Source organism: Helicobacter pylori (genome assembly GCF_006440215.1).
Lineage (GTDB): Bacteria > Campylobacterota > Campylobacteria > Campylobacterales > Helicobacteraceae > Helicobacter > Helicobacter pylori_CS.
The window spans coordinates 69,564-89,548 of the sequence record NZ_VEZH01000003.1 but is presented as its reverse complement, the minus strand read 5'-3'; the positions used below and the strand labels follow the sequence as shown (position 1 = coordinate 89,548).

At 40.3% G+C, this 19,985-nt stretch carries 11 protein-coding genes and 2 pseudogenes; 4 read left to right on the top strand and 9 right to left on the bottom strand.

Annotation, left to right across the window (positions count from 1 at the left end):
- Positions 1 to 2: 2 nt before the first annotated feature.
- The 8 genes from FIM44_RS02610 to FIM44_RS02575 all read right to left on the bottom strand — a co-directional run bounded on the left by FIM44_RS02610 (position 3) and on the right by FIM44_RS02575 (position 10,764).
- On the bottom strand, positions 3 to 2,300 hold the full coding sequence (locus FIM44_RS02610; RefSeq protein ID WP_140578982.1) for a hydantoinase B/oxoprolinase family protein: 2,298 nt from the start codon (positions 2,298 to 2,300) through the stop codon (positions 3 to 5).
- An 11-nt stretch (positions 2,301 to 2,311) separates the two neighbouring features.
- The gene (locus tag FIM44_RS02605) at positions 2,312 to 4,453 is read right to left on the bottom strand and encodes a hydantoinase/oxoprolinase family protein (RefSeq protein ID WP_033582727.1); all 2,142 of its coding nucleotides are present in this window, start codon (positions 4,451 to 4,453) and stop codon (positions 2,312 to 2,314) included.
- Between the two features lie 205 nt (positions 4,454 to 4,658).
- A complete protein-coding gene (locus FIM44_RS02600) occupies positions 4,659 to 5,660 on the bottom strand; it encodes a lipid A deacylase LpxR family protein (RefSeq protein ID WP_140578981.1) in 1,002 nt (333 codons plus the stop codon).
- A gap of 121 nt (positions 5,661 to 5,781) precedes the next feature.
- The gene (locus FIM44_RS02595; RefSeq protein ID WP_140578980.1) at positions 5,782 to 7,146 is read right to left on the bottom strand and encodes a TIGR00366 family protein; all 1,365 of its coding nucleotides are present in this window, start codon (positions 7,144 to 7,146) and stop codon (positions 5,782 to 5,784) included.
- An 18-nt stretch (positions 7,147 to 7,164) separates the two neighbouring features.
- Complete coding sequence (locus FIM44_RS02590) at positions 7,165 to 7,788, bottom strand: 3-oxoacid CoA-transferase subunit B (protein ID WP_120878937.1); 624 nt, start codon at positions 7,786 to 7,788, stop codon at positions 7,165 to 7,167.
- Entirely contained in the window at positions 7,785 to 8,483 is a 699-nt protein-coding gene (locus FIM44_RS02585; protein ID WP_021307285.1) for a CoA transferase subunit A, read from the bottom strand. The genes FIM44_RS02590 and FIM44_RS02585 overlap by 4 nt, the downstream gene beginning before the upstream one ends.
- 10 nt (positions 8,484 to 8,493) lie before the next feature.
- Positions 8,494 to 9,669 (bottom strand): acetyl-CoA C-acetyltransferase, encoded by a 1,176-nt coding sequence (locus FIM44_RS02580; RefSeq protein ID WP_140578979.1) that lies wholly within the window; start codon positions 9,667 to 9,669, stop codon positions 8,494 to 8,496.
- A 282-nt stretch (positions 9,670 to 9,951) separates the two neighbouring features.
- Complete coding sequence (locus FIM44_RS02575; RefSeq protein WP_140578994.1) at positions 9,952 to 10,764, bottom strand: 3'-5' exonuclease; 813 nt, start codon at positions 10,762 to 10,764, stop codon at positions 9,952 to 9,954.
- Positions 10,765 to 10,907: 143 nt separating this feature from the next.
- Between FIM44_RS02575 and feoB (FIM44_RS02570) the strand changes: the two genes are divergently transcribed.
- Together feoB (FIM44_RS02570) and FIM44_RS02565 are read left to right on the top strand one after the other, a co-directional pair.
- Positions 10,908 to 12,836, top strand: a complete 1,929-nt coding sequence (gene feoB / locus FIM44_RS02570) for a ferrous iron transport protein B (RefSeq protein WP_140578978.1) — start codon at positions 10,908 to 10,910, stop codon at positions 12,834 to 12,836.
- A gap of 246 nt (positions 12,837 to 13,082) precedes the next feature.
- Positions 13,083 to 15,386, top strand: a complete 2,304-nt coding sequence (locus FIM44_RS02565; protein ID WP_140578977.1) for a TonB-dependent receptor family protein — start codon at positions 13,083 to 13,085, stop codon at positions 15,384 to 15,386.
- 38 nt (positions 15,387 to 15,424) lie between these two features.
- On the opposite strand, the pseudogene FIM44_RS02560 reads toward FIM44_RS02565, so the two are convergent.
- Positions 15,425 to 15,697 (bottom strand): annotated as a pseudogene (locus tag FIM44_RS02560) (flagellar type III secretion system pore protein FliP); the annotation flags it as partial.
- On the opposite strand from FIM44_RS02560, the pseudogene feoB (FIM44_RS02555) reads away from it, so the two are divergent.
- Together feoB (FIM44_RS02555) and FIM44_RS02550 are read left to right on the top strand one after the other, a co-directional pair.
- Positions 15,694 to 17,412: pseudogene (gene feoB, locus FIM44_RS02555) on the top strand (ferrous iron transport protein B); the annotation flags it as partial. The pseudogenes FIM44_RS02560 and feoB (FIM44_RS02555) overlap by 4 nt on opposite strands.
- Positions 17,413 to 17,658: 246 nt before the next feature.
- Complete coding sequence (locus tag FIM44_RS02550; RefSeq protein WP_140578977.1) at positions 17,659 to 19,962, top strand: TonB-dependent receptor family protein; 2,304 nt, start codon at positions 17,659 to 17,661, stop codon at positions 19,960 to 19,962.
- The last annotated feature ends 23 nt before the right edge of the window (positions 19,963 to 19,985 follow it).

Sequence of the window (19,985 nt, the reverse complement as noted above, 5' to 3'; positions counted from 1 at the left end):
TTTTATTTCTCATCAACCAACACAACCGTGCGCACATCAGGCAATTTGCTTAAATCCATCCTGTATTTAGATCCATAGGTGAATACGCCAAGCTCATCTTCTTTCACAGTCCAATTCTTTGGCAAGTTCCAAAATGTTTTAAAATCGCTTAAAAACTTAGGCGAGAGATCAAAGCTAGTCGCATACATGTGCTTAACCTGTTTGGAAGCCTCTTTTTCAAGGATAGCGTTTCTTTCTTGCTCCATCCATTGTTTTACCGGTATGGATCTAGCCTTTCTGTTTTCAAGAATTTCTTTTCTTCTAGCTTTCGTTTTGGCTTCATCTCCTACCCAAATGCCGTCTTTATTTTGACTCACCACCGCACCATAAACCTTGTAAGCGTATTCTGGCAATAGCTGTTTGCTGTTGAGATCTTCTAAAATCGCATTCAAATCCCTTTCAATCGGATCACCAAATCCAGGACCGCCTTTGATGTAGTTCAAATACAAGTCATAATTGTCAAAGCAGTTCTCGGTGGTGATGCATTGCTTATCCCTTTTGACTTGAGACGCATGAGAAATGTGCTTTTCATAATCTCGATCAGTTGGGTTAAAATCGCCCCCCAAAGGCAAGCTAGCGTTATTTTTAATCCTATTTTCTAAGTTGGTGTTATGCGCTTCAAACCTATAACCACTAGCCGCTGGATAACCACCCATCATACCCCAATCGCTATTCATGTAGCCATTACCCATAAAGAACATGGTCCAATCATGCGCGCCCCACACCATTCTTAAGGTTTCAAACCCGTTACCGCCTCGATATTTCCCATACCCACCGGTATTGGCTTTGACATTCCTGCCCAAATAAAGAAGAGGCTCTGCCATTTCCCAAATTTCAACATCGCCCATATCGCCCTCTGGATTCCAAATAGCTGCTGCGTGATTTAGGCCGTCTTTTATCGCACAAGCTCCAGTCCCACAAGAACTCGTCTCAAAGCTATTCACCGCATGGATTTCTCCATCCTGGTTGATACCACCGCCTTGCAACCAATTGGAAGTGTTAGCGTTTCCAGAATTGACCTCTTCTAAATACCCTCGGCTGTAATACGCTTGAGACAAGCCTCTCCACAAAGCGCTCCAGCCTGATACCAAGAAGTGCCACGCATAAGCATGCCCGGTGCGCCTGTCATCTGGATTCATCCAAGTCCCTTTTTTGAGTCTGAATTGAGTCGCAAAATAAGCGCCATCATTGATGCGAGAAGTGGGTATCAGCGTTTGAGTCATCATCACCCAAATACCGCTAGTGAAAGACACTTGGTTGCAATTGAAAGAGTGCCATCCCCACCTAGACGCGCCATCAAAATCCAATTTCCATGTAGCGTCTTTATTGATAGTGATTTCCACAGGAGAGTGCATGATTGTGTCTAGCTTAGCAAATTCAGAGCACACGCCAATATCCTTATGCGCATAAGGTACATCCACAAACGCTACCTTTCTATACTTGCCGGGTATGGTCATGGATTTGATCCTAGAGATAAGGCCTCTCCTCCCTTCTTCAATCACCTCATCAATAAATCGCATGTAAGAATCAATGCCGTCTTCTTTAATGACTTCCATCACTAAATCCCTAATCATATGGCATCCTGCAATCCTAGTCCTTTCATCCAAAATCCAATATTTAGGCGTTCTTACCGATCTTTGAGATTCATGCAACCAATCCTTAAAGCTTTCATCATTCGCTCCTGTTTTACGGCAAGTGATCATGTATCCATCCCCAAATCTTTGAACCTGTCCAGTGCTCATCGATCCTGGAGTAACCGAACCGGTATCAATCACATGCGTAACACCGCCTACCCATCCAATCAATTTTTCATCGTGGAAAATAGGCACAAGAGTCATAATATCGCATGGGTGCACATTCCCAATCGCGCAGTCGTTGTTGGTGAAAATATCCTTATCGTTGATACCGGGGTTGTCTTCCCAATTATTCTCTACCATGTATTTGATAGCCGATCCCATAGTGCCTACATGGATAATGATACCCGTAGAAGTCAGCACGCTATCGCCTACAGCGTTATAAAGCGTGAAGCACAATTCCCCCTCTTGCTCAACAATAGGGCTAGCCGCAATCCTTTTAGCCGTTTCTCTGGCATGCACGATACCGCCCCTTAGTTTAGAGAACATCTTCTCATAACCGATCGGATCTCTCTCTTTAAACTCTAGTTTTTTGAGACCATTATAATGCCCTGTTTTTTCTGTCCTAGCTAGGATTTCATCTCTAGCTTGTTTTAAAGTTTTGCCGTTTTTCAATAAATTTGCCATTTTGAACTCCTTTATTTAATTTCTTTCAAGTGGAATAATCGGTGTTTGTCTAGTCTTGTCGCAAAGCCTTTGGGTATCACGAAAGTGGTCGCATCTGATTCCACGATCGCAGGCCCTATGACTTCATTTCCAGGCAATAATTTTTCCATTTGCCACACATCTGCATCCACCCATTTTTTATGCCGATAGAATTTTCTAACGCCTATTTTGGCTTCTTTTGGGGGCGTAGCACCATGCTCTTTTTCAACCGGAATCACAGGTTTTTGCGTAGCCACAACACCACGCATGATCACGCCGGTCACGCTAAAACCAAGCTCTGGAGAACATGCTGATTCAGAATAAACACGAGCGTAGGTTTTTTCATATTCTTTGACAATCTCTTCCCAATCAGCCACGCTTGCAGCTTTTGACACAGGAGAAGTGATCTCTAAATCATTCAATTGCCCCATATACTGCATCCTGTATCCAGGTCTTAAGATCACATCTTTTTGAGAAAACCCATTGATCTTGAACTCTTCAATCACTTTGAGAGTCAATTCATCCCATGCGTCTTGAATGATTTTGCATGCTTCTACTTTTGACTTGTCTGAAGAATACTGCGGAATGGCAATATCCACGCTCTTATCGTATCTGTATTCAAAATCAGCGCAAGCGCAACCAAAAGCGCTAAATCCAGCCGCCCACGCAGGCACTACCACATCCTTAAACCCTAATCCTTCTGTATAGCCATAGGTATGCACAGGCCCTGCACCACCATACGAAAAGCACACAAAATCAGACGGGCTATACCCTTTAGCACTAATGTTGGATCGCAAGTACTCTTTAAGCTCCAAATCAAGCAACTCAATCACACCCGCAGCCGCATCTTCTACGCTAATGCCTAGCGGATCAGCGATTTGTTCTTTAATGTGTTTTTTAGCCCTATCCACATCTAATTTAATCAAACCGCCTAAGAAATTATCCGGGTTCAAATAGCCTAAAACAATATGGCAATCGGTTACTGAAACCGTGTCTAATCCGCTGTCTTTCCAACAAGTGCCAACTCTATACCCCGCGCTGTCAGGCCCTAGTTTGACAGATCGGCTGTGCGGATCAATGCGCACAAAACTCCCCGCACCTGCACCAACGGAATCCATAGCCACAAGCGGTAGAGATAAAACAAGGCGTGCCATATCAGGGTCAGAAGCGATGTTGAAATTGCTCTTAACGATAAGCGCCATATCAAAGCTCGTGCCACCAATATCGCTGCATGCAATATTGTCATAACCAAGCGTTTCGCCTAGCAATTTAGATCCGATCACGCCTCCAATAGGGCCGCTCACGATCGTTCTGGCAAGCTCTTTAGCTTTCCAACTGATAGTGCCTCCATGCGTTGCCATCACTCTAAGATCGAATTTAGCACCATGCTCTTTGAAGCGGTTGCTGACTTTAGAGAGAGTTTGCCTGCTTGGCTCAGCCGCATAAGCTTCTAAGATAGTGGTGTTCATTCTGTGGCTTTCTTTTCTTTGAGGGTAGTAATCCACCGAAGCGAATACGGGAACATTTTTACCCAATTTTTCAATCTCTTTTAACGCTATATCTCTAACGATCCTCTCACTTTCAGCGTTTTTATGAGATTGCAACAAGCAAATCACAATGGCCTTTGCACCTGCTTCTAAAAGCTCCTTAACAGCAACTTTAACCTCTTCTTGACGCACCGGGATAACCACTTGCCCCTTGACATCGGTTCTTTCTGTAACGCCTCTAATCCTTTTTAGAGGAATCAGCGGATCATCATACTTGTGCGTGTTGATGTGTAGCCTTTCTTCTAGCGCATACCCCAAATAGGATTGCAACGCCCTACCCATAGAATGCATTTGCTCAAAACCCTTATTGCAAATCAGGCCCACTTCCATCCCACGCCTTTGGACGACCCGATTGAGCATCGCCGTGCCTGAGTACACGCAAGTGACCAACTCTGGATAAACCTTATTCACATCTGATTGCCAGTGCGATAAAGCGTCCTGTGAGCTATTGTAAATAGCTAAGCTCTCATCTTCTGGGTTGCTTTGGGCTTTACCAACTACGAAACTGCCATTTTCTTTCACAAAAAATGTGTCCGTCATGGTGCCGCCGGCATCAATACCCATCACCTGAACTCTTGCGTCTTTCATTGTTTAGACTCCTTATCATTAAAGTGTTGCTCAAGGTAACCTATCAAGGTAACCTGTTTGGATTATAGGACAGATTTTAAAATGGAAATCGTTTTTTTTTTTTTTTTAAAGCCAATCAGTGAAAATTTAGTGTGTGAAGTGAATAATAGTAATAAGTTCATTCAAAAAAATATCATATAGGAAGAAAAATATTAAACCTATTAAATCAAAAAGCGAAATTCAATTCTAAAGTGCCGATTTGGTGGTGTTTAGGCTGGGATTGAAAGGTTTTACTAATATCGGTAATCGTAAAAGCCACCCTAAAGCTGCGCCACATCATAGCCGCTCCTATTTCACTGGCATAAACAAAGTATTCCAAATTAGCAATGCCCCTAGTTTCAGGGCTATTGCCTTGAATGAAGATGTTAAGGGGTTGGAAGCGCCCAAAAGCCCCTGCAAAAAAATAGACGGAAAATTTATCGCTATAAGGCATGCCTCCATCAAAAGCGGTATTGACCTTATTGACCCCATAATCAGCGTCTAGATTATACCCAGCCCTAAAGAGCGAGCCGAGTTGGAAATAATCCCTCGCATTACCCAATTCCACATTAAACCCAGGCATTAACTCCATAGAAAAAAAACGAGTCTTTAAAAGGGGGACTTTTTTGAGCAATTGGTAGTGCAATTCAAAGATAAATTCGTTTTTGAGCTGCGTGTTCCAGCCATAAAATTGGGGGTCATGACCCCATTTATGAATGAGACGCTGCGTTTGAGCGGCCAAAGAATCTTGCCCTGTTGCGCCTAAAGAAAGCGTGAATAACTCCATAAAAGTTTGATGGCGGTTATACACATTCAAATTCACCCTCAAATACCCCCCATAAGGGTGGTTGTCATGCAAATGCACCAGTTTTCTGTTTTCAAGTGAAGGGGTATACATGTCTTGGGCGAGAGAAATGCCAAAACGAGTAACCCTAGGGCTTTTATTGAAAAATCCTAAATACGAAGTCCATTTCATCGCTTTATTTTTAGAAAAATCAAACTCTTTAGTAGAAAAGCCTATTTGGTTGCCTGCGGTATAATACTCATCAATGTAAGGGTTGATATAACCATCATTTTCAGTCATCAAATTGATAGAATAGCGTTTAGAGGGCGTTAATGGGGTAAGAATATCCTCTTTTGCCCATGCAAATGTTCCTAATAATAAACATAAAATAAATTTGAAAAACAAAACACTTCCTTATTATGGGGTTGGCTATTGTAACGAAATAAGGCTTAATTACAAGAGCGTTTAAAGGGTAAAAGAGAAATTCTACCCCATTGAAAAGAGCGTGGTTTTAGGCATAAAAAACTCACACTAAAAAATAAAAAACCCCACACACGACTAAGCCTACAAAAATTAAAGTCAAAACGCAATAGCCCATAATATCTTTAGCGCCCAAACCCGCAATGGCCAAAGCGGGCAAAGCCCAAAAAGGCTGTATCATATTCGTCCAAGCGTCTCCCCAAGCGATAGCCATAGAAACCACGCCCGGATCCACCCCCAAGCTTTGCCCTGCAGGGAGCATGATAGGAGCTTGAATCGCCCATTGCCCTCCGCCAGACGGGATGAAAATATTGACAATCCCTGCGCTCAAAAAAGTCATGAGCGCGAAAGTTTTTTCATTAGCGATGTGCGTGAAGGCTAAAGAAAGCATTTGCGCTAAAGAATGACCCCCCACGCTATGGCTTGCCATCATCCCCATAATCCCAGCATAAAAAGGGAATTGCAATAAAATCCCAGCCACGCTCCTAGCGGAACGATCGATCGCTTTCACATAAGCTAAAGGGGTTTTATGGAGCAAAATCCCTAAAAAAAGGAAAATCGTATTGACAATGTTTAAACTAAGCCCTCCTCCTTTAAAAAAATAAATACCAAGATACCCAAAACCCAAAAAAACCAAAAGATAAGAAAGCAGAGTGCTGTTTTCCAAAAAATGCGCGATCGTTTTGTCTTGTTGGTGATCAATGAGTTCTGTTTCCTTGTATTCGTCTTTTAAAAGCTTTGCGTCAATCTCAATGATTTCTTCCTTCTTAGGGTGAATCATTGCCATTAAAAAGGGTAACCCTACAAGAATGATCCCTATGATGATTAAATTATATGCAGAAAAAATCGTCTGACTGATAGGAATAGCTTTTTCAATCACCCCAGCGCTTATTTTGGATAGATTTTCATTTTGGGTGGCAACGCTTAAAGGGATAGAGCCTGATAAACCCCCATGCCAGATGACAAAACCCGAATAAGCGCTAGCAATAAGCAGCCTGTAATCCATCCCTTTAACATTCTTGGCGATCTCTTTTGCAAAAATCGCGCTGATCACTAAGCCAAAACCCCAGTTGATCCAATTAGCGATTAACGATAGAAAAGTAACCAACAATAAAGCCGTATAATACCCTTTAGGTAAAGACGCTAGATATTTTAAAAGTTTTTGGACTAATTTAGCGCTAGCCAAAGCCTGACCCAACACCAAAATAAGAGCCATTTGCATAGAAAAACCTAAAAGCGTCCAAGCGCCATTCCCCCAACTAGAAATGACAGAAGAAGCGTCTTGCCCTGTCAAACCATAAACAAGAACAAACACGACAAACGATAAAAGAGTGACCAAGACAAAAGAGTCCGGCAAACATTTAGACGCCAAAAACACGCACGCTGAAGTCAAATGCCTTAATAAAAACATCAACACCCCTTTTATAAGCTATAAGTGCACTTCAAATTCAGCTTCTGTTTTTTCTTTCACTTGATCAAGGCTGACACCCTCTTGCAATTCCACTAATTTCATGGCGTTATTGGAAAACTCAAACACCGCTAAATCCGTTATCAATTGATGCACCACGCCTTTTCCTGTTAAAGGCAAGAAGCATTCTTTTTTCACTTTAGACTCCCCGTATTTGTTGCAATGCTCCATGATGACAATCACTTTTTTAGCGCCATGCACCAGATCCATAGCCCCTCCCATGCCTTTTATGAGCTTTTTAGGGATCATCCAATTAGCCAAATCCCCATTTTGCGAGACTTCCATCCCTCCTAAAATCGCTAAATCAATATGCCCCCCACGAATCATTGCAAATGAATCCGCGCTGTTGAAAAACGAAGCGCCCGGCACCACGGTTATGGTTTCCTTTCCTGCATTAATGAGATCCGCATCAACGCCCCCCTCTAAAGGGTAAGCGCCAATCCCTAACAGCCCGTTTTCGCTTTGGAAAACGATATTCATCCCGCTCACTTCATTAGCCACAAGCGTGGGCAAGCCTATCCCTAAATTCACATACATGCCCTCTTTTAATTCCTTTGCCGCTCTTTTAATGATAGCCTCTCTCATTTCGCGCTCCTTGTCGTGATTTTTTCTATCCGTTTTTCAAATTTCTCGCCCTTATAGATGTGTTGCACATAGATTCCTGGCAAGTGTATTTCATCTGGGTCTAATTCCCCGGCCGGGACAATTTCTTCCACTTCAGCGACGCATATTTTTGCCGCCATCGCGCACAGGGGATTGAAGTTTCTAGCCGTTTTTCTAAACACCAAGTTCCCAAGAGTATCGCTTTTATAGGCTTTGATAAGCCCGTAATCGCCCGTGATCGCTTTTTCTAAAATATACTCTTTGCCGTTAAATTCCCTTGATTCTTTGCCTTGAGCGATCAAAGTCCCAACCCCGGTTGGGGTGTAGTAAGCGGGTATCCCAGCCCCTCCAGCGCGCAAGTTTTCAGCCAGCGTGCCTTGCGGTGTCAAAACGACTTCAATTTCTCCGTTCAGCATTTGCGATTCAAAAATCTTATTCTCCCCCACATAGGAAGCGATGATCTTTTTAATCTGCTTTTTTTCTAACAGAATGCCAAGCCCAAAGTCATCAACGCCGCAGTTATTGCTCACGACAATCAAATCCTTGATGCCTTTCTTGTAAATGTAATCAATGGCGTATTCGGGTATCCCGCACAGCCCAAAACCGCCCACTAAAATAGTGTCTCCGTCTTTTAACCCGCTCAATGCTTTGTCTAAATCGGTTACAACCTTGTTCATCTCATTCTCCTTATTTTTGTTCCACTATTACTGATAGCCCTTGTCCGCCGCCCACACACAATGACGCGCAACCCACGCTATGAGCACTTCTTTTCATTTCATGCAATAAAGTTACCAAAATCCTAGCGCCGCTCGCGCCAATAGGGTGGCCAATGGCTATCGCGCCTCCATTCACATTCACGATATTAGGGTTTAATTCAAGCTCTTTTAACACGGCTATGCTTTGCGCGGCGAAGGCTTCATTGAGTTCAAAAAGATTGATGTCATTGAGATTCATTTTGACATTTTTAAGATTGTTTTTAATAGCGATGCTAGGGCATATCCCCATTATATCCGGACTGCAACCACCCAAACCAAACCCTTTGATAGTTGCCATTGTTTTTAACCCCAATTTTTGCGCTTTTTGAGCACTGCATAAAATGATAATACTCGCGCCATCATTGATTCCTGATGAATTTCCTGCCGTTACCGATCCGTCTTTTTTGAAAGCGGGTTTGAGCTTTGCAAGGGATTCTAGCGTCGTTTCTCTAGGGTATTCGTCTTCTTTAAAAACCACCACGCCTTTTTTATTCGCTATTTCAATGGGTGTGATTTCTTCTTGGAATTTCCCTGCATTAATGGCGGCTCTTGCTTTGAGTTGCGATTGGAGTGCGAATGCGTCTTGATCTTCTCGGCTTATGTGGTATGCTTGAGCCACATTATCAGCGGTGATCCCCATGTGGTAATCATTGAACGCATCCCATAGCCCGTCATGTATCATGGAATCTATCATGTTCGCATTCCCCATTCTTTTCCCCTCTCGCATGTCAAACGACAGATAAGGCGCTGCGCTCATGTTCTCCACGCCACCGCACACCACCACCTCATCGTGCCCAAGCACGATGCTGTCATGCGCTAACTGAATAGCTTTCATAGACGATCCGCAAACCATATTGACGCTAAAAGCGTTTCTGTCATTAGGGATACCGGCGTCCAGTTGGATCTGTCTGGCGATATTTTGACCCAAACCAGCGCCTAAAACATTGCCTAAAATGACAGAATCCACATCGCTAGGCTTAAGAGAACTCGCATTCAAAGCGTCTTTAAGCACACAAACGCCCATTTCTCTAGCGCCCACATTCTTTAGAGAGCCTAAAAAACTCCCTACAGCGCTACGCTTTGCCGCCACTATAACCACTTCATTCATGTCTTTGCCTTTAAGTTGATTTACTCATCATAGTATCACTTTTAAGTGATTGAAACCCTAATAAGTTTTATTCTGTTTTAGGTTTTGTTTTAGATTGAGGGAGATCCGTTTATTTTTTTCTCAAAAATATTATTCTTATCGTTCAATGGTTATTGCACAATTTAGCTTTCAAGTGGGGATCTAAAATCAAGCAGATACGCACTTTAGGCTCATGTTTCTCTAACGCTTTAAAAAATTTCTTTCTAAGCAGTCTTTACCTAGTTTCAGGGTTTTAATAAAGTTTTAAGCAAACTCCCTAATCTCTTTCTCTAAAGCGTTAGTAAAAACGCTTGAATAGGATTTTTCCTTAGGGAATTTGGCTAAAAAATCATTCAATAGCCCAAGGTATTGCTCCTTATTTAAAGCCCCTTTTAGCACTTCGTATTTTAAAAAAAGCCAATAAGTGTTAAGCGCATCGCTTTGGCAATAGCTGTCAATCTTCTCCTTTTTCTCCTTTTGACTTAAATTAGGGTTGTAATAAATCGCATGCACTAAATCCCCGCTCACATCAAATTTACCAGGAATATTCGTCATAGAGCAAATGCCATTCAAATTCAACCCCCTAACGGATCCATAATGGCTCAAGCTATCCATTAAATCCAAATGAAACTGCTCGCTATAACGCGCGCGGTAATTTTCCCATTTGTTTTCTTGGCTGTAAAAAGCGTCTAAAGTTAAATTGTATTTAAGGGCTTTGAGCGTGAGTAGGGGCATATCAAAACCTCTGCCATTGAAGCTTATTAAGCGCGGTTGCTTTTCGTTAAAGTATCTAAAAAAGTCTTCTAAAAGCTCTTTTTCGCTTGTAAAGCCCTCTTTATTCTCGTGTTTTTGACCAAAATTCCCCACTTTGACAAACTGCCCGTAATCATCGCCAATGACCGCTGCAATAGAGATAATTTCATGCAAATAAAGGGGCAAAAACTCGCTCCCGCTTTTTTCTTTTTGCTTTTCAAAACTACATTCACAGATTTTTAGCACATCGTCTTCTTTTAATTGAAAATGCTCTTTACACAAGTTCACGCTAGGAATGGTTTCTATATCAAACACGCACAACATCACACGCCCCTTTCGCATTTTAACATTCTTGTCTCGCTTTTATTATATAACAATTAGTCTTATAGCGCTATAGTGCTAACTTTTAATCTAAAAACGATATAACCAAAAATTAAAAAAACTTTAATGCGGAGCATTCAAACCCAATGAAAGAAATCACTATCGCCCTTGTGGGCCAGCCTAATGTGGGGAAATCGTCCTTAATCAACGCTTTGAGTAACGCCCATTTGAAAGTGGGGAATTTTGCCGGGGTTACCGTAGATAAAATGGAAGTGAGTTTGATCCATAAAGAGCATCAAATCACTATCATTGATCTACCTGGCACTTACGCGCTCAATGACTTCACCACTGAAGAAAAGGTTACTAAAGATTTTTTAGAAAAAGGGCAATACGATCTCATTCTTAATGTGGTGGATTCCACCAATTTAGAGCGTAATTTAGCCTTAAGCACGCAGCTGTTAGACACGAATAAAAAAATGCTTCTTGCGCTCAACATGTGGGATGAGGCACAAAAAGAAGGCATTAAAATCAATACAGAAAAGCTTTCTCAAGAATTAGGGGTTGTGTGCGTTCCTACAAGCGCAAGATCCAAAGAAGATCGCTTGAATACAGAGCTTTTATTAGATGAAATTGTCAGGCTTTATTCTCAAAATACTACAAACAATGAAAGCATAAAAGTCCCGTCTCAAAGTTTTAAGGAGTCTTTAAAATACAGCCAGAGTGCTCAAAGAATCGCTCAATTAGTGATCAGTGAAAACAAACAAAATGCGAGTTTTGAACACACTTATAAGATTGATAAGATTTTAATGCACAAGCGTTATGGGATTTTCATTTTTTTAGGGTTTATGTTTATCATTTTTTCTTTGAGCTTTTTGATAGGGGGCGGAGTGCAAAAAGCGCTTGAAGCAGGGTTTAAATTTTTGAGCGATAGCGTTAAAGAAAATGTGGCTAATGAAGATTTAGCGTCTTTGGTGGGCGATGGTATTATTGGGGGAGTGGGAGCGACGGTTTCATTCTTGCCTTTAATTGTGGTGTTGTATTTTGGGATTTCTTTACTAGAAACGACAGGCTATATGAGTAGGGTAGCGTTTTTATTAGATGGGATCTTGCATAAATTTGGCTTGCATGGGAAGAGTTTTATCCCTTTAATCACCGGTTTTGGCTGCTCTGTGCCCGCTTACATGGCGACAAGAACCTTACAAAACTATAACGAACGATTGATCACGCTTTTTGTGATAGGCTTTATGAGCTGCTCGGCAAGACTCCCTATTTATGTGTTGTTTGTAGGCTCGTTTTTCCCTTCTTCAAGCGCGGGGTTTGTGCTGTTTTGTATTTATATTTTGGGGGCGGTTGTGGCGTTAGTGATGGCCAAATTACTCAAATTAAGCGTGTTTAAAGGACAGACTGAATCCTTTATCATGGAAATGCCCAAATACCGCTTGCCCAGTTGGAGAATGGTCTATTTCAGTATCTATACCAAATCGCTTTCTTACCTTAAAAAGGCCGGGACTTATATTTTAGTGGGAGCGATTTTAATCTGGTTTATGTCTCAATACCCTAAAAGCGATGTGGCCATGAAAACTTATAAACAAGAAAGCTTATTAGTGGATAAAGACACCACCCTTTCAAGCGAAGTTAAAGAAGAAAAATTAAAAGAATTAAAAGCCAAACTGGATCAAAAGAATTTAAAAAATAGCATCGTAGGAAGAGGCGGGGCGTATTTGGAAAAAGTCTTTAGCCCTATGGATTTTGATTGGCGTTTGAGCGTCTCGCTTGTAACCGGATTTATGGCTAAAGAGGTGGTGGTTTCTACTTTGGGGGTGTTGTTTTCTTTAGGGGATCAAAATGAAAAATCTGACGCTTTTAGAGAGATTTTAAGAAAAGAAGTCAGCGTGCCAAGTGGGATCGCTTTTATCGTGTTTGTGATGTTTTATATCCCTTGTTTTGCAGCGACCATTACTTTTGGTAGGGAAGCTGGGGGGATCAAGTTTGTAGCGTATTTATTCATCTTCACAACCGTTGTAGCGTATGTATTTTCCTTGATAGCTTTTTATGCGACTCAAATTTTGGTTTAAAGGCTAAAAGGGTTTAAAACCCTTTATTTGTTTAAAATTCACCCTATTAGAAATATTAAAAAATTTTTATTTTTCTTTATATCTTAATCTTTTCTATAAACATTCGCATTAATCGGCATTTTTGACAAAAAAAGCTATTAATTTAATTTAAATAATAATTGTCTCAAAATTTAAGCTAAAACTAATAATGGTTATTATAAATTACACCTTGTTGTAAAAATGAACATTTTTCATAAAAGGTGGTAAATGAAAAGAATTTTAGTCTCTTTGGTTGTTTTGAGTCATAGTGTGCATGCTGTCAAAACTCATAATTTGGAAAGGGTAGAAGCTTCAGGGGTGGCTAACGATAAGGAAGCGCCTTTAAGCTGGAGGAGCAAGGAAGTGAGAAACTATATGGGATCTCGCACGGTGATTTCTAACAAGCAACTCACTAAAAGCGCCAATCAGAGCATTGAAGAAGCTTTGCAAAATGTGCCGGGCGTGCATATTAGAAACGCTACGGGTATTGGAGCTGTGCCTAGCTTTTCTGTTAGAGGATTTGGTGGGGGGAGTTCAGGGCATTCCAATACGGCTATGGTTTTAGTCAATGGGATCCCTATTTATGTTGCGCCCTATGTTGATATTAGCATTCCTATTTTTCCTGTAACCTTTCAATCTGTAGATAGAATCAGCGTAACCAAGGGCGGGGAGAGCGTGCGTTATGGCCCTAATGTTTTTGGCGGTGTGATCAATGTGATCACTAAGGGCATTCCTACCAATTGGGAGAGTCAGGTGAGCGAGAGGGCCACTTTTTGGGGCAAATCTGAAAATGGGGGCTTTTTCAATCAAAATTCTAAAAACCTTGACAAGAGCTTAGCCAATAACATGCTTTTTGACACTTACTTAAGAACAGGGGGCATGATGAATAAGCATTTTGGAATCCAAGCTCAAGCTAACTGGCTTAAAGGGCAAGGGTTTAGATACAACAGCCCTACGAACATTCAAAACTACATGCTAGATTCCTTGTATCAAATCAATGATAGCAATAAGATCACTGCTTTTTTCCAATACTATAATTATTTCATGGCAGACCCCGGAACTTTAGGTATAGACGCTTACAATCAAAATCGTTTTCAAAACAACCGCCCTAATAACAATAAAAGCGGGAGAGCGAAGCGATGGGGAGCTGTGTATCAAAACTTTTTTGGGGATACGGATAAAATAGGTGGGGATTTCACTTTTAGCTACTATGGGCATGACATGTCAAGGGATTTCCAATTTGATTCTAATTTTTTGAATGTCAATACCAATCCTAAATTAGGCCCTGTTTATACCGATCAAAATTATGCAGGATTTTTTATCTTTGATCATTTAAGGCGTTATATAATGAACGCATTTGAGCCTAATTTGAACTTAGTTGTCAATACCAGTAAAGTTAAGCAAACTTTTAATGTGGGTATGCGTTTTATGACAATAGATATGTATTTTAGATTGGATCAAAGCACATGCGAAAAATTAGATATTATTGATGGGGTGTGCCGCATGCCTCCTTTTGTTCTTTCTAAAACACCCAGCAACAATCAAAACTTGTTTAACAACTATACAGCGGTATGGTTGAGCGATAAAATAGAGCTTTTTGATTCTAAATTGGTGATAACTCCAGGGATTAGATACACTTTTTTGAACTATACCAACAAAGAGCCAGAAAAGCATGATTTTTCTGTATGGAATACTACCAAAAAGCGTCAAAACGAATGGAGTCCCGGCCTTAACATTGGCTATAAACCTATGGAAAATTGGATATGGTATGCGAACTACCGCCGCAGTTTTATCCCCCCACAACATACAATGCTAGGCATTAGTAGGACCAATTACAACCAAATTTTTAATGAAATTGAAGTAGGGCAACGCTATAGTTATAAAAATCTATTGAGCTTTAATACCAATTATTTTGTGATTTTTGCCAAGCGTTACTATGCGGGAGGCTATAGTCCGCAGCCTGTGAATGCTAGGAGTCAAGGGGTGGAATTAGAATTGTATTACGCGCCGATTAGGGGTTTGCAATTTCATGTGGCTTACACTTACATTGATGCGCGCATCACTTCTAATGCTGATGATATTGCTTATTATTTTACAGGCATTGTCAATAAACCCTTTGATATTAAAGGGAAACGTTTGCCTTATGTGAGTCCTAACCAATTTATATTTGACATGATGTATACTTACAAGCACACGACTTTTGGTATTAGTAGCTATTTTTATAGCCGCGCTTATAGTTCTATGCTCAATCAGGCCAAAAGCCAAACCGTGTGCTTGCCCTTAAACCCAGAATACACAGGGGGGCTAGAGTATGGTTGTAATTCAGTGGGGTTATTGCCCTTGTATTTTGTGTTGAACGTTCAAGTAAGCTCCGTTTTATGGCAAAGCGGTAGGCATAAAATCACCGGGAGTTTGCAAATCAATAACCTTTTTAACATGAAGTATTATTTTAGGGGAATTGGCACAAGCCCTACAGGAAGAGAACCCGCACCAGGGCGATCCATTACAGCGTATTTGAATTATGAGTTTTAAACTGGTTTCAAGCTTTTATAGCTTGAATGTTTTTAATATCAAACCATTTTAAAACTCGCTACTAAATTTTCGGTCAATAAATTAAACCCATCTACCAGAATAAACACTAAAATTTTAAAAGGCAGAGAAATCATTACAGGCGGGAGCATCATCATGCCCATCGCCATTAAAATAGAGCTGATAACCATATCAATCACCAAAAAAGGCAAGTAGAGTAAAAAACCGATTTGAAACGCTGTTTTCAATTCGCTTATCATAAATGCTGGGATCAAAACGCTCAAACTCACCTCATCAGGGGTTTTAGGGTAAGGTTACTAAAGATTTTTTAGAAAAAGGGCAATACGATCTCATTCTTAATGTGGTGGATTCCACCAATTTAGAGCGTAATTTAGCCTTAAGCACGCAGCTGTTAGACACGAATAAAAAAATGCTTCTTGCGCTCAACATGTGGGATGAGGCACAAAAAGAAGGCATTAAAATCAATACAGAAAAGCTTTCTCAAGAATTAGGGGTTGTGTGCGTTCCTACAAGCGCAAGATCCAAAGAAGATCGCTTGAATACAGAGCTTTTATTAGATGAAATTGTCAGGCTTTATTCTCAAAATACTACAAACAATGAAAGCATAAAAGTCCCGTCTCAAAGTTTTAAGGAGTCTTTAAAATACAGCCAGAGTGCTCAAAGAATCGCTCAATTAGTGATCAGTGAAAACAAACAAAATGCGAGTTTTGAACACACTTATAAGATTGATAAGATTTTAATGCACAAGCGTTATGGGATTTTCATTTTTTTAGGGTTTATGTTTATCATTTTTTCTTTGAGCTTTTTGATAGGGGGCGGAGTGCAAAAAGCGCTTGAAGCAGGGTTTAAATTTTTGAGCGATAGCGTTAAAGAAAATGTGGCTAATGAAGATTTAGCGTCTTTGGTGGGCGATGGTATTATTGGGGGAGTGGGAGCGACGGTTTCATTCTTGCCTTTAATTGTGGTGTTGTATTTTGGGATTTCTTTACTAGAAACGACAGGCTATATGAGTAGGGTAGCGTTTTTATTAGATGGGATCTTGCATAAATTTGGCTTGCATGGGAAGAGTTTTATCCCTTTAATCACCGGTTTTGGCTGCTCTGTGCCCGCTTACATGGCGACAAGAACCTTACAAAACTATAACGAACGATTGATCACGCTTTTTGTGATAGGCTTTATGAGCTGCTCGGCAAGACTCCCTATTTATGTGTTGTTTGTAGGCTCGTTTTTCCCTTCTTCAAGCGCGGGGTTTGTGCTGTTTTGTATTTATATTTTGGGGGCGGTTGTGGCGTTAGTGATGGCCAAATTACTCAAATTAAGCGTGTTTAAAGGACAGACTGAATCCTTTATCATGGAAATGCCCAAATACCGCTTGCCCAGTTGGAGAATGGTCTATTTCAGTATCTATACCAAATCGCTTTCTTACCTTAAAAAGGCCGGGACTTATATTTTAGTGGGAGCGATTTTAATCTGGTTTATGTCTCAATACCCTAAAAGCGATGTGGCCATGAAAACTTATAAACAAGAAAGCTTATTAGTGGATAAAGACACCACCCTTTCAAGCGAAGTTAAAGAAGAAAAATTAAAAGAATTAAAAGCCAAACTGGATCAAAAGAATTTAAAAAATAGCATCGTAGGAAGAGGCGGGGCGTATTTGGAAAAAGTCTTTAGCCCTATGGATTTTGATTGGCGTTTGAGCGTCTCGCTTGTAACCGGATTTATGGCTAAAGAGGTGGTGGTTTCTACTTTGGGGGTGTTGTTTTCTTTAGGGGATCAAAATGAAAAATCTGACGCTTTTAGAGAGATTTTAAGAAAAGAAGTCAGCGTGCCAAGTGGGATCGCTTTTATCGTGTTTGTGATGTTTTATATCCCTTGTTTTGCAGCGACCATTACTTTTGGTAGGGAAGCTGGGGGGATCAAGTTTGTAGCGTATTTATTCATCTTCACAACCGTTGTAGCGTATGTATTTTCCTTGATAGCTTTTTATGCGACTCAAATTTTGGTTTAAAGGCTAAAAGGGTTTAAAACCCTTTATTTGTTTAAAATTCACCCTATTAGAAATATTAAAAAATTTTTATTTTTCTTTATATCTTAATCTTTTCTATAAACATTCGCATTAATCGGCATTTTTGACAAAAAAAGCTATTAATTTAATTTAAATAATAATTGTCTCAAAATTTAAGCTAAAACTAATAATGGTTATTATAAATTACACCTTGTTGTAAAAATGAACATTTTTCATAAAAGGTGGTAAATGAAAAGAATTTTAGTCTCTTTGGTTGTTTTGAGTCATAGTGTGCATGCTGTCAAAACTCATAATTTGGAAAGGGTAGAAGCTTCAGGGGTGGCTAACGATAAGGAAGCGCCTTTAAGCTGGAGGAGCAAGGAAGTGAGAAACTATATGGGATCTCGCACGGTGATTTCTAACAAGCAACTCACTAAAAGCGCCAATCAGAGCATTGAAGAAGCTTTGCAAAATGTGCCGGGCGTGCATATTAGAAACGCTACGGGTATTGGAGCTGTGCCTAGCTTTTCTGTTAGAGGATTTGGTGGGGGGAGTTCAGGGCATTCCAATACGGCTATGGTTTTAGTCAATGGGATCCCTATTTATGTTGCGCCCTATGTTGATATTAGCATTCCTATTTTTCCTGTAACCTTTCAATCTGTAGATAGAATCAGCGTAACCAAGGGCGGGGAGAGCGTGCGTTATGGCCCTAATGTTTTTGGCGGTGTGATCAATGTGATCACTAAGGGCATTCCTACCAATTGGGAGAGTCAGGTGAGCGAGAGGGCCACTTTTTGGGGCAAATCTGAAAATGGGGGCTTTTTCAATCAAAATTCTAAAAACCTTGACAAGAGCTTAGCCAATAACATGCTTTTTGACACTTACTTAAGAACAGGGGGCATGATGAATAAGCATTTTGGAATCCAAGCTCAAGCTAACTGGCTTAAAGGGCAAGGGTTTAGATACAACAGCCCTACGAACATTCAAAACTACATGCTAGATTCCTTGTATCAAATCAATGATAGCAATAAGATCACTGCTTTTTTCCAATACTATAATTATTTCATGGCAGACCCCGGAACTTTAGGTATAGACGCTTACAATCAAAATCGTTTTCAAAACAACCGCCCTAATAACAATAAAAGCGGGAGAGCGAAGCGATGGGGAGCTGTGTATCAAAACTTTTTTGGGGATACGGATAAAATAGGTGGGGATTTCACTTTTAGCTACTATGGGCATGACATGTCAAGGGATTTCCAATTTGATTCTAATTTTTTGAATGTCAATACCAATCCTAAATTAGGCCCTGTTTATACCGATCAAAATTATGCAGGATTTTTTATCTTTGATCATTTAAGGCGTTATATAATGAACGCATTTGAGCCTAATTTGAACTTAGTTGTCAATACCAGTAAAGTTAAGCAAACTTTTAATGTGGGTATGCGTTTTATGACAATAGATATGTATTTTAGATTGGATCAAAGCACATGCGAAAAATTAGATATTATTGATGGGGTGTGCCGCATGCCTCCTTTTGTTCTTTCTAAAACACCCAGCAACAATCAAAACTTGTTTAACAACTATACAGCGGTATGGTTGAGCGATAAAATAGAGCTTTTTGATTCTAAATTGGTGATAACTCCAGGGATTAGATACACTTTTTTGAACTATACCAACAAAGAGCCAGAAAAGCATGATTTTTCTGTATGGAATACTACCAAAAAGCGTCAAAACGAATGGAGTCCCGGCCTTAACATTGGCTATAAACCTATGGAAAATTGGATATGGTATGCGAACTACCGCCGCAGTTTTATCCCCCCACAACATACAATGCTAGGCATTAGTAGGACCAATTACAACCAAATTTTTAATGAAATTGAAGTAGGGCAACGCTATAGTTATAAAAATCTATTGAGCTTTAATACCAATTATTTTGTGATTTTTGCCAAGCGTTACTATGCGGGAGGCTATAGTCCGCAGCCTGTGAATGCTAGGAGTCAAGGGGTGGAATTAGAATTGTATTACGCGCCGATTAGGGGTTTGCAATTTCATGTGGCTTACACTTACATTGATGCGCGCATCACTTCTAATGCTGATGATATTGCTTATTATTTTACAGGCATTGTCAATAAACCCTTTGATATTAAAGGGAAACGTTTGCCTTATGTGAGTCCTAACCAATTTATATTTGACATGATGTATACTTACAAGCACACGACTTTTGGTATTAGTAGCTATTTTTATAGCCGCGCTTATAGTTCTATGCTCAATCAGGCCAAAAGCCAAACCGTGTGCTTGCCCTTAAACCCAGAATACACAGGGGGGCTAGAGTATGGTTGTAATTCAGTGGGGTTATTGCCCTTGTATTTTGTGTTGAACGTTCAAGTAAGCTCCGTTTTATGGCAAAGCGGTAGGCATAAAATCACCGGGAGTTTGCAAATCAATAACCTTTTTAACATGAAGTATTATTTTAGGGGAATTGGCACAAGCCCTACAGGAAGAGAACCCGCACCAGGGCGATCCATTACAGCGTATTTGAATTATGAGTTTTAAACTGGTTTCAAGCTTTTATAGCT